The following is an 11,257-nucleotide window of genomic DNA, read 5'->3' as shown; positions in this document are numbered from 1 at the left end:
ATCCCCAGAGGGGACCCCACCTTCCCCAGTCCCAAAATCCCCAAAATCAGAAAATCCAGACTTTTTCTTGATTACAGACTACTATTTTTATTCGCATAAACGCATAATAGAAGTGTGACTGATCTGTTCGCCCCTTTACAATCTCTCAAACAAGGTGACTGGTTCAAGCTGATCTGCGGAGCCAGCTTCCAGCATTTACCGGCAGTCAGAAGTTTAACGTTAGCCTATACTTTGGCGGGCGCTGACTGCATAGATGTTGCAGCTGATCCAGCGGTGATTGCCGCAGCGCAAGCAGGTCTACAAGTTGCCAAATCTTTGGCTAAAGATGCCCAAAAACGAGGGTTTGACTACAAAGGCAACTCCCCCTTTTTGATGGTCAGCCTCAATGATGGAGAAGACCCCCATTTTCGGAAAGCAGAATTTAATCCTACTGAGTGTCCTACAAACTGTCTTAGACCATGTGAACGGATTTGTCCAGCACAAGCAATTGTATTTAACAGTACAAAAGAAGACTTTTCGGGAGTAGTATCCGAAAAATGTTATGGCTGTGGTCGTTGTATACCAATTTGTCCTTATGATATAATTTATACAAGTTCATATATGTCAACGCCGGGAGCGATCGCGCCATTGGTAATGTCAACGGGAGTAGATGCCGTAGAAATCCATACAAAAGTCGGGCGGCTGGCAGAATTTGAACAATTATGGCAAGCAATTTCACCGTGGGCCGATCAACTAAAGTTACTAGCCATCAGTTGTCCCGATGGCGAGGGAATGACTGACTACCTAAGAGCTATCTATGACCTGATTGCCCCATTCAAGAGTGCTTTAATTTGGCAAACCGATGGTCGTTCTATGAGTGGTGATATTGGCGATGGCACCACAATAGCCACGGTGAAATTAGGGCAAAAAGTTTTGGCAGCTAAGTTACCGGGATATGTGCAGTTAGCAGGCGGCACAAATAGCTATACCGTTGCTAAGTTAAAGGCAATGGGACTGTTAAACAGTGCTGAGTTCCGAGTTATGAGTGCTGAGAAAGACTGTATTACTCAGTACGGGCTAAACGCCCCGCTACCGCTAACAGCACTCAGCACTCAGCACTCTATTTCCGGGGTCGCCTACGGTAGCTACGCCCGTGTACTGCTGTCACCAATTCTCGAACAGTTAGAGAATAAGGAGGTAAGTAACACTAATGTGAAGGCGAATCTTCACCTAGAAGAAGATGAGGTATTACTTTGGCAAGCTGTAGAACTTGCCCATTCTCTCGTTTCCCAGATCAAGTCACAGCAGGAGCATTAATTGCTCGTTCGGAAAAATACCCAGGGCGGGTACTCCTGCACGCAAACGTCCTCGCTATCTCTAAAAACGTCACCATAGAAAGCATGACGATTACAGACGATCTCCAAAAGTTATTAGACATTTTGCCCCAAGACCTGCGACAAGTACTAGAGAGTCATCCCAAACGAGATAGTTTAGTAGAAGTGGTCTTGGATTTGGGTCGTCGCCCAGAGGCTCGCTTTCCTAATCAAGCTGAGTATTTGAGCGAAGTACCCGTTACTCAAGAACAGATAGATGATTGCATTCAACGAGTCGGAATCTTTGGCGGAGATAATCGGGCAGGAATTGAGCAAACTTTGCATCGGATCAGTGCCATCCGCAACCGCACGGGTAAGATTATTGGCTTAACCTGTCGCGTTGGTCGGGCGATATTCGGAACCATTGGCATGATCCGCGATTTGGTAGAAACTGGTAAATCGATTCTCATGCTGGGGCGTCCAGGCGTGGGCAAAACTACCGCCTTACGGGAAATCGCCCGTGTTTTGGCAGATGATCTAAATAAGCGAGTGGTAATTATTGACACCTCCAACGAAATCGCTGGGGATGGTGATGTTGCTCACCCCGCCATTGGTCGCGCTCGGCGGATGCAGGTAGCTCATCCAAATCAACAGCATCAGGTGATGATTGAGGCAGTGGAGAATCACATGCCAGAAGTCATTGTTATTGATGAAATTGGCACGGAACTGGAAGCTTTAGCAGCTCGTACCATTGCGGAACGGGGTGTACAGTTGGTAGGTACTGCCCACGGAAATCAGATTGAAAATCTGATTAAAAACCCCACCCTGGCTGATTTAGTTGGGGGTATCCAAGCTGTGACGCTGGGAGACGATGAAGCTAGACGGCGAGGCTCTCAAAAGACTGTTTTGGAGCGGAAAGCCCCGCCTACCTTTGAAATTGCTGTGGAAATGTTGGAACGCCAACGCTGGACAGTACACGAAAGTGTTGCTGACACCGTAGATAATCTGTTGCGGGGTCGTCAACCTACCCCACAAACGAGAACTGTTGATGACCAGGGCAAAATTGGTGTTACCCGCCAGTTAGCTGTTGTTAATGGTCGCGGTGCCCAGCTAGGGACGGTGGAAGAATCTTTCCCGCCAGCACGGCCGTCTAATGGCTGGCGTTCATCTGGACAAATGGTAGCACTGCCACAATTGCCTGTAGAGCGGGTAACTGGGCGCAGTGAGTTTGACCGTTTGCTGGATGAATCCTTCAATTATTCTGAAAGCATTGATTTAGATGCTGCTACCAGACAGCCAGGGCCCAATGGTGAAGATTTACCATTGCACGTTTACCCTTATGGCGTTAGCCGTCACCAACTAGAACAGGTGATTAGCGTGCTAACTTTGCCCGTGGTATTGACAAAAGACATAGATAGTGCAGATGCAATTTTAGCACTGCGATCGCACGTCAAAAACCACGCCAAATTACGCCAAATGGCCAAAGCGCGTAATGTACCCATCCACATGATTAAGTCCAGCACCATTCCCCAAATTACCCGTGGTTTGCGGCGGCTGCTGAACATCGATGACCCGGAAATGGCCGATGATCTAGAACTGCAATTATTTTTGCACAATGGTAGCGATGATGAGATGGATGCCTTGGAAGAAGCTAGACTTGCTGTTGAGCAAATTGTGATTCCGAAAGGACAGCCAGTGGAGTTATTGCCGCGTTCTCCCCAAGTCCGCAAAATGCAACATGAGTTGGTAGAACATTATCGCCTCAAGTCGCATAGTTTTGGCGAAGAACCAAATAGAAGATTGCGGATTTATCCGGCGTAACTTTACCCCTAGCCCCTCTTCGCACTGCGAAGAGGGGTTGGGAAACGAACCGCAAAGGACGCAAAGAGCGCAAAGGAAGAAGGAAAAGAGAGAAATAAAAATCGGGAGCATCTCAATTTTGCAAATTGACTAAGATAACAGATTGTCATTGCGAACGCTCCATTTCATTACGTACCCTACGGGTTCTCCGAAGGAGTACGCAATGACAAAATATGTTTTTACACATTTGGGATGCTTCCTAAAAATCTGTGTTACCAAGTATTGTTGGCTTGATGGAGTACTAGGAGACACTTGATGTCCTATAGAGAGTTTTCTTTAAGAAAAGTAAAACAAGACTTTAATCTCACCTTAGTAGAAGGTGGGCGATTTTTACCTCCGATAGAACCAATTTCACCTAGTCCCCTACTGGCTGAATTTTTAGCAGAAAGTATCCAGTTAGCAATTGCAATGGGTTCTGAGAAAGCTAGATCAGAATTGATTATCAGTCCAATATTGTTTGAAGTCCGAAAAATTCTCAACAGACAAATCAGTTTTTTTTCGGGAGAAGAATTTAATGTTGAACCAGAAGTTGGACTGGCGGGATTTTGCGACTTTCTAATTAGCATTTCGCCAGAACAGTTATTTATTGAAGCTCCAGCAGTGGTGATTGTCGAAGCCAAAAAGGAAAATCTTAAAGGTGGTTTGGGACAGTGTATCGCAGAAATGATCGCCGCCCAAAGGTTTAATACCAAATACGAAAAACCAATTGCTACTATCTACGGTAGCGTTACTAGTGGCAACCTATGGACATTCATCAAGTTGGAGGATAGCACTGTAACTATTGATTTAACTGAATATTTAATTTCCCCAGTAGAGCAAATATTAGGTATCTTGGTGTGGATGATTCGGTCACAGTCAAATTAAGGTTAGGTTTTGCTTCTGATTGCTGTTAATTTACGCGTCGAAGTTTGGATAATTTGATGTCTGGCGGGTCAGATTATTTGGAATGGGCAAGAATTACGATCGCTACCCTTAGAAGAATTGCGATCGCGGATTGATGTAGTTATGAAAGATTACGCTCCTTTTCCGACTACTGTACGGGAAAATGTTGCCTTTGGGAATTTACCAAAAATGCAGGATGATGCCGCGATTACCGAAGCGATCGCTGAGGCTGGTTTGGCGAGAGTCATTGAAATGCAATCTACATGTAGCACCCATTTCAGTCAGGGTTTGTCTTGAGAAATCGCTCCACTTGGGCAAAGCCCAAGACCGCGTTTCTCGCTAAATCCCCGTCTGAAATTTCTTTAATTTTGAATTTTGAATTGTTAATCTGGTAACTTATATTGCCCCACAATACGCTTGGCAAACTCTGGAACGTGCGCTTCTAATTTCTCTGGATGATTCCGCTTCACATACAAATAATTCCGAGTAAAGTGAGAATCAATGGAAAACCGCGCATATTCTAGACCCTTGGGGCCGATTTTTTCGATCACTACACCCATCAGTTTTGCTGCCCACATGGGGAGGGTAACGCCTTTATCGTAAGCGGGAATACTTTGCTGTACAGCTTCCTTGCGGTTGCCTTTAGATGTCACTGGTTGAGTATCTAACTGGTCTTTTACCAAATCCAGCATTTCTTTACCAGTGTCATTTCTCACTACAATCCACTGCCAGCCGAAGGGTGCGCCCATGTAGCCAACGACTAAATCGGCTAGGGAGTTGACGTAATCAAAGCAACTCATACAGGATGGGGCAAAGACATCTTTGAGTTTGTTAGTCTTCAAACCAAAGAAAGGCACAGTTTCAGATGAGCCATCCTCATGTTTGAAGTGAACCCGGAAGTCTTGCATGAATTCGTAATGCACAACTGTATCAGGCGAGCGGCTGGTGGTTTCTAGGAATTTTTGCAGTCCGGCGCGGTTAACATTATCTACACAGGGTGTACCCAAAACATACAGCTTTTCTAAACCAAGTTGTTTTTCTACGGCTCGTAATGCCTGGATTTGGCAACCAACACCAATTACTAACAGCCGCTTCATCCCCGATTTTTCTATCTGTTCCAATACGGAAAGGTTTGGGGAAAGAGTTGGTTTATTTACCCGCGCTGCTAGTATTTCTTCTGGAGTCCGGGCGATGATGGGCATGGGTTGAAAGCGGTCTTCTTTGGTGTTTTGCACACAAACGACACCTTCAACTAAGCCGCGATTGAGCATTTCAATGGCAATGCTGCTCACAATTCCCGTCCATTGTGCGCCTTCGATGGGTTGTTGTTTCCGTGCCGCTATCATATCTTGGTGAACACCAAAGTAGAGTTCATCAGGATTTTCGAGATGGCGCGATCGCGTGTGCGTTTCTTCTTCAAGTTCGCCTATTTGCTGATTAATAAAAGCGCAGGCTTCCTTGACATAATGAATATAGTATGTATCACATAGTCCGCACTCGCTACACAGTTCTTTCGCAGGGCGGCGGCTGGTAGATTTTAAGGCTCTGGCTTTTTTGTGAGGAGAAACTGAGGTCATATAAACTTTTTGTTTTATCCAGGAATCGCTTTTATTACAATACCTTCACTCGCTATGAACTTGACGCTAGAGGATGAACAAGACATTGTAATATTTTGAAACGCAGAGGGACGCAAAGTAAACGCAAAGTAACGCAGAGTTTTGCTTAATTTATTTCGCTCTCAGCACCGAGTAGGATAAATGGAATTTGATTTTTGATACACAGATAAAAGCAGGCATTCCCAAACTAGCCGTGGTTGAGCGTAAGCAAGTAAATGTTTACGAGCTTGTTCTAGTTGGTTGATGATACTAGGTTGATGCCACTGCTGCCAGTAAAACTGCTGAAGATAATCAACTAACCACAGTTGTGCTTCTGTATCTAAATCCTTATCAATTTTTTTGGCTAACTCCAAGGCGTTACGGTAAGATTTAGGCGCTTTTTTCAAGTCTTCGAGTAACTCAGGAGGAATAGCTTGTAATTGCTCATAAGATGCGATCGCACTTCCCGCACTACCAGCTGCTATGCTCAATACTGCCTGATTTTGCAAAATTTCCTGATGACCTATTTGTGTGAGTACAACAGCCAAAGACTGTGCATCTAAGCGATAAAAAGGAATGCGTTGACAGCGTGATACTAAAGTCGGCAATACAGACTCAGGTGTAGGTGCAATTAAAATTAACGTCGCCTGTCCCGGTTCTTCCAAGGTTTTAAGTAAAGCATTGGCTGCGGCTTCTGCCATTGTTTGGGCTTCTTCTAGCACTACCACATTCCTCGGCGCTTCTAAGGGCGGACGACCTAAAAACTCAGTAATTCCCCGAATTTGCTCTAGTCGAATTATAGGTGGTGCTTTACGCTTGAGTCCTTTTTCGGCTGCTTCTGCTGCTGTTAATCGTTGTCCTTGGTGTTGGTACGTTGGTTGCACCCACAACAAAGCTGGGTGATTGCCTTGACGCAAACGGTTTTGTAAAGACGCAGTAACTTCCATCCCACTAGAAAATAGCAATTCCACAAAGCATCTGGCTGCTAAACTCCTGCCTACACCATCTGGCCCCACAAATAGGTAAGCTGGAGGAACCCGATTTTGTTTGACAGCTTGAGTGAGTAATTCTATAGCTTGCTGTTGTGCTACAACTGGCGCAAATGGGTTAATAGTCACGTCGCTTCTCTACGAGACGCCAAGGGCGAACGCTCCGAATTCAAAATTAAAAATTCAAAATTAATAATCCCCATAAATAAATTTTAGTTGCTCTGTATCCTTTTCATGTTCGGTCAAAGCTTTTATTTAAAATTTTAAAAACTAAAAAAACAGCGTTAAATAGCTGCTACCTTTCCAAAGCGGAAGCTTGAAACAGCTACTCCACCCATAAATGCATCCCCGATGAAACAAGTTTCACAGCCTTGAATGAAAGAATAACTGGGGACTGGGGACTGGGGACTGGTATTTTTACTCATTACTCATTACTCATTACTCATTACTCATTACTCATTACTCATTACTCAGCACTCATTACTCAGCACTCAGCACTTTCAAGTCAGGAGGTAAACTCCATACATAAATTTAGTTGTTCTGAAACCCTTGATTGCTGGGGAATCCCTCTGCTCCCCTAGCTCTTTGCTCAAGTATGCTCTCCACGACGGTGGTTAGCAGCTTGCAATAACAGAGATTCGGCAAAAGCGATCGCGTCACTTGCAGATTTACCACCAGCTAACTGCGCTAGTTCTTCCCGGCGTGTGGTTAAATTATCTAAAGTAGTAACTCTGACAACGGTACGCTGTTCAGCATTTATATTGTTGGCTTTTTTACCCTTGCCTTGATTAATAGTTTGCTTATCTACGCGGAAATGTCGATCCGCCATTGCCGCAACTAAAGGTTGGTGAGTAACACATAATACTTGATTGCGTTGACTTAGCTGGTGTAATTTTTCTGCGATCGCTTGGGCTACCCTTCCCGAAACCCCAACATCAATTTCATCAAAAACCATTGTCCCAGCCACATCAACTTGAGAAAAACAAGCTTTCAGCGCCAGTAAAAAGCGACTCATTTCCCCGCCAGAGGCAACTTCCGTTAACGGTTGTAGTGGTTCTCCAGGGTTAGAACTAAATGTAAAGGTAATTTTATCTGCTCCCATCGCAGTTGGGAAAGCTGGTAATATTTCAACCAAGAACTTCACCTTTTCCATCGCTAGGGGCTTGAGTTCAGCGATCAAACGTGACTCTAAATTAGCAGCCGCTTTACTCCGCAATTGAGTTAACTGATTAGTTGCTTGGGTGAGTTTTTCAAAACACGCCTTTTCTTGCTGTTCCAAGTTTTCGATAGATTGTTCGCTATCGTTAAGTTGGGCTAATTCTCCTTGAATACGTTGGTAATATGCGATCGCTTCTGTCAGTGTCGGCCCATATTTGCGGCAAATTTGCTTTAATTCCTGAATCCGTTCTTCCACCTCTTCCAACCGCTGCGGATCGGCTTCCAATCCGTCTCCATAAGCATTAATTTGCCTTCCCACTTCCATTACCGCAGCTTGCGCGTCTCGCACCAATTCCAACAGGTGTTGTAGTTGGGTATCATATTCCACCATGTCATTTAATATCGCCTCACTGTCTCCCAATAAATCTCCGGCGGCGGGAGTTTCATGATCGTTTTGATACAAAGCCTGATAAACCTTGTAACTCATTTGCTGCAATTCGACAACATGATTCAGGCGTTCCCGTTCTTGTCCCAACTGTTCCAATTCATTAGGTTCGCCCAGATTAGCTGCTCCCAATTCTTGCACTTGATAAGCCAGCAAATCTAGCTGTTGCAACCTTTCCCGTTCTGATGTCCGGCGTTTTTCTAGGGCTAAATGCGCCTGTTGATAAGTACTGAAACTCGTAGCGACTTTATGACGCTGCTGCATCAAGGAGTCGCCGCCATATAAATCTAACCAGTCCCGGACTTGGGCAGATTGTCCCACTTGTACAGTTTGACCTTGGGCTGTGATTTCCACCAAGCGATCGCGCATTCCTCCCATGATCTGCCGATTTACCAACACACCATTCACCCGCGATCGACTACGGATATTACTAGCAGTCACCGTGATTTCTCGACTAATGACTACGGAATTTTCATCAAGCAAATCTATTTCTTGTTCAGTCAACCAAGCTGCTAGGGGTGCATTTGAGGTAAAAGTCGCTTCTACCATCGCCCGATTTGTCCCCGTGCGAATGACTCGACTAGAGACTTTACCGCCCAAAGCAGCATCAATGGCATCCAAGATAATCGATTTTCCCGCGCCGGTTTCACCTGTCAACACATTTAGTCCCGCGCCAAATTCTAATTCCAGTTGGTCAATTAGGGCAAAGTTTTCAATTCGTAGGCAGAGCAACATCAAGCCAAATTCTCCATGAGGGCAGATGCCGGATACTTCCAATTTACAGGACAATAAGTATAATCTTTCAGCAACTAGCAATACCTACTACTATTGGACTAGTATGCCCATTTCAGTGTAACAAACGACTGGGGACTGGGGACTGGGGACTGGGGGCTAGAAAAAAATTAGTTGAACCTTAATACCTAATCCCCAATCCCCAATTCCCCATTCCCCCAACATATTGTTACAATACTTAATGTGATCGTTCTGACTGGTGGCCTTTTTCATGATTGTTAAGACACTTCCCCCTAGTTCCCGACCGATTCAGGAGGACAGTCACAACGGCACCAATCGCCGGGGTGAACTGGACGTTATTGATATAGTGCCAGAAAAAAATGGTAGACAAAGCTTGGTTGTGCCGCAGATAGACTCGTCGCGCACATCACCAAGACTCTTAAGTGCCCAAAAGGTTAGGACAACAGCCGAACCTGAGACGCTTTACGATCCCGTGGCCATAGCGGCGCATTACCAAAACAGACCGCTGCAAGTTGTACAGCGAATTTTTGCTGTGTTGGGGCCGACTCTATCCTTTGCTTTTGGGTTGTGGTCGGATGGTAAACGGGGAATTGTCGTCAAAAATGACCGCCGCCGAGCCACTCAGCTACGAGTATTGCTGACTCAATTGGGGCCTGCTTACATCAAAATTGGGCAAGCTTTGTCCACCAGACCGGATCTAGTTCCTCCGGTCTTCTTAGAAGAATTAACTAAGCTACAAGACCAATTACCACCCTTTCCCAACGAAATTGCCTACCAGTTTATCAAGGAAGAATTAGGCGCACCTCCAGAAGATGTTTACGCCGAACTCTCAGCCCAGCCAATTGCTGCGGCTTCCTTGGGTCAAGTCTATAAAGGTAAGCTAAAAACTGGTGAAGAAGTCGCCGTTAAAATTCAACGCCCCGATTTAAGAGAGCGAATCACCATTGACTTGTATATTTTGCGTAACCTGGCTGCTTGGGTGCAGAAAAAGGTCAAACGGGTAAGAAGTGACTTAGTTGGGATTCTCGATGAATTAGGCGATCGCATTTTTGAAGAGATGGACTACATCCACGAAGGTGAAAATGCTGAACGATTCTTCGAGCTATACGGTCACATAAAAGACATATACGTACCGAAAATTTACTGGGAATATACCAATCGTCGTGTCTTGACGATGGAGTGGATTAACGGTACAAAATTAACCCAGACAGCAGAAATTAGTGCCCAAGGCATAAATGCTCGTTACCTCATTGAAGTGGGAGTGCAGTGTTCTCTGCGTCAGTTGCTAGAACACGGATTTTTTCATGCTGATCCCCACCCTGGTAATTTGTTAGCAACACCAGATGGTAAGCTAGCTTATCTCGACTTTGGGATGATGAGCGAGATTAAGCCACCACAGCGTTATGGTTTAATTGAAGCGATCGTCCACGTTGTCAACCGCGACTTTGAAGGATTAGCAAAAGACTACGTTAAATTAGATTTCTTATCACCAGAAACCGATTTAACACCAATTATCCCAGCTTTTGCGAGAGTCTTTGCTGATGCCGAAGGAGCCAGTGTTGCCGATCTTAATATTAAAAGCATCACCGATGAACTATCGGCTTTGATGTACGAATATCCTTTCCGCGTACCACCCTACTACGCCTTAATTATTCGTTCCCTCGTAACGCTGGAAGGTATTGCAATATTCATAGATCCTAACTTTAAAGTCCTCAGCGAAGCTTATCCCTACGTTTCTAAACGCCTGTTAACAGATCCAGCACCGCAATTAAGAGCATCATTGCAAGATTTGCTATTTAAAGATGGCAGATTTCGCTGGAATCGCTTAGAAAACTTGTTAAAAAATGCGCGTAACAGTCAAGACTACGACTTTAACTTAGTACTGAATCAGGGGATAGAATTTCTGTCATCTGAACGCGGTGCTTTCATTCGTGACAAACTAGTAGATGAATCTGTTAACGGACTCGATGCTTTAAGTAAAAATGTTTTGCATAACTTTACCTCTTTGTTGCGGGAACGGGTAGGGTTGACAGCAGTTAATGAAACTCCAGCAGCGACAGTTGAGCAACAACAAACCTTAGAGCATATCAAACGTATATTAGGTATTCTCCGAGAAACACAAGACTTTGATCCAATTCAACTAGCATCCCAAATTGCTCAGTTATTGGTAAATTCAGATGTACAACGTTTAGGTCAACAAATTGCCAACCGCTTCACGCAAAAGGCTGTAGCTAGATTAATTCGACAATTATTAGCATCGTAGTAAAAGTTATGAGTTAAAAC

Annotated in this window: 9 protein-coding genes; 5 read left to right on the top strand and 4 right to left on the bottom strand. The window is 44.7% G+C overall.

The genetic code is table 11. The features are described 5' to 3' along the window. Positions 1–114: 114 nt before the first annotated feature. The 4 genes from ldpA to V7L07_RS04490 all read left to right on the top strand — a co-directional run bounded on the left by ldpA (position 115) and on the right by V7L07_RS04490 (position 4,331). Positions 115–1,296, top strand: a complete 1,182-nt coding sequence (gene ldpA, locus V7L07_RS04505; RefSeq protein WP_335055463.1) for a circadian clock protein LdpA — start codon at positions 115–117, stop codon at positions 1,294–1,296. Positions 1,297–1,379: 83 nt separating this feature from the next. Then, positions 1,380–3,113, top strand: coding sequence for a R3H domain-containing nucleic acid-binding protein (locus V7L07_RS04500; RefSeq protein WP_335055539.1), 1,734 nt, complete (start codon positions 1,380–1,382; stop codon positions 3,111–3,113). A 294-nt stretch (positions 3,114–3,407) separates the two neighbouring features. Then, positions 3,408–4,016, top strand: coding sequence for a hypothetical protein (locus V7L07_RS04495; RefSeq protein ID WP_335055461.1), 609 nt, complete (start codon positions 3,408–3,410; stop codon positions 4,014–4,016). A 141-nt stretch (positions 4,017–4,157) separates the two neighbouring features. Then, complete coding sequence (locus V7L07_RS04490) at positions 4,158–4,331, top strand: hypothetical protein (RefSeq protein ID WP_335055459.1); 174 nt, start codon at positions 4,158–4,160, stop codon at positions 4,329–4,331. Between the two features lie 86 nt (positions 4,332–4,417). Here V7L07_RS04490 and V7L07_RS04485 read toward each other — a convergent pair whose 3' ends face one another. The 4 genes from V7L07_RS04485 to recN form a co-directional block, all read right to left on the bottom strand. After that, a complete protein-coding gene (locus tag V7L07_RS04485; RefSeq protein WP_335055457.1) occupies positions 4,418–5,611 on the bottom strand; it encodes a Coenzyme F420 hydrogenase/dehydrogenase, beta subunit C-terminal domain in 1,194 nt (397 codons plus the stop codon). Positions 5,612–5,772: 161 nt separating this feature from the next. After that, positions 5,773–6,747 carry a DNA polymerase III subunit delta' gene (locus V7L07_RS04480; protein WP_335055455.1) on the bottom strand — a complete coding sequence of 325 codons (975 nt, stop codon included), beginning with the start codon at positions 6,745–6,747 and terminating at the stop codon, positions 5,773–5,775. A gap of 155 nt (positions 6,748–6,902) precedes the next feature. Then, the gene (locus V7L07_RS04475; protein ID WP_335055453.1) at positions 6,903–7,043 is read right to left on the bottom strand and encodes a hypothetical protein; all 141 of its coding nucleotides are present in this window, start codon (positions 7,041–7,043) and stop codon (positions 6,903–6,905) included. A gap of 164 nt (positions 7,044–7,207) precedes the next feature. Continuing rightward, positions 7,208–8,956 (bottom strand): DNA repair protein RecN, encoded by a 1,749-nt coding sequence (recN, locus tag V7L07_RS04470; protein WP_335055451.1) that lies wholly within the window; start codon positions 8,954–8,956, stop codon positions 7,208–7,210. A 268-nt stretch (positions 8,957–9,224) separates the two neighbouring features. On the opposite strand from recN, the gene V7L07_RS04465 reads away from it, so the two are divergent. After that, positions 9,225–11,237 carry an ABC1 kinase family protein gene (locus V7L07_RS04465; protein ID WP_335055449.1) on the top strand — a complete coding sequence of 671 codons (2,013 nt, stop codon included), beginning with the start codon at positions 9,225–9,227 and terminating at the stop codon, positions 11,235–11,237. The last annotated feature ends 20 nt before the right edge of the window (positions 11,238–11,257 follow it).

Source organism: Nostoc sp., assembly GCF_036916985.1.
Classification (GTDB): domain Bacteria; phylum Cyanobacteriota; class Cyanobacteriia; order Cyanobacteriales; family Nostocaceae; genus Nostoc.
This window is presented reverse-complemented; position numbering and strand designations above follow the sequence as displayed.

Bases quoted from the DNA above. Each gene is read 5' to 3' on its own strand.
- V7L07_RS04500 (WP_335055539.1), top strand. From the start codon at position 1,380: ATGACGATTACAGACGATCTCCAAAAGTTATTAGACATTTTGCCCCAA.
- V7L07_RS04495 (WP_335055461.1), top strand. From the start codon at position 3,408: ATGTCCTATAGAGAGTTTTCTTTAAGAAAAGTAAAACAAGACTTTAAT.
- V7L07_RS04490 (WP_335055459.1), top strand. From the start codon at position 4,158: ATGAAAGATTACGCTCCTTTTCCGACTACTGTACGGGAAAATGTTGCC.
- V7L07_RS04485 (WP_335055457.1), bottom strand. From the start codon at position 5,611: ATGACCTCAGTTTCTCCTCACAAAAAAGCCAGAGCCTTAAAATCTACC.
- V7L07_RS04475 (WP_335055453.1), bottom strand. From the start codon at position 7,043: ATGAGTAAAAATACCAGTCCCCAGTCCCCAGTCCCCAGTTATTCTTTC.
- recN (WP_335055451.1), bottom strand. From the start codon at position 8,956: ATGTTGCTCTGCCTACGAATTGAAAACTTTGCCCTAATTGACCAACTG.
- V7L07_RS04465 (WP_335055449.1), top strand. From the start codon at position 9,225: ATGATTGTTAAGACACTTCCCCCTAGTTCCCGACCGATTCAGGAGGAC.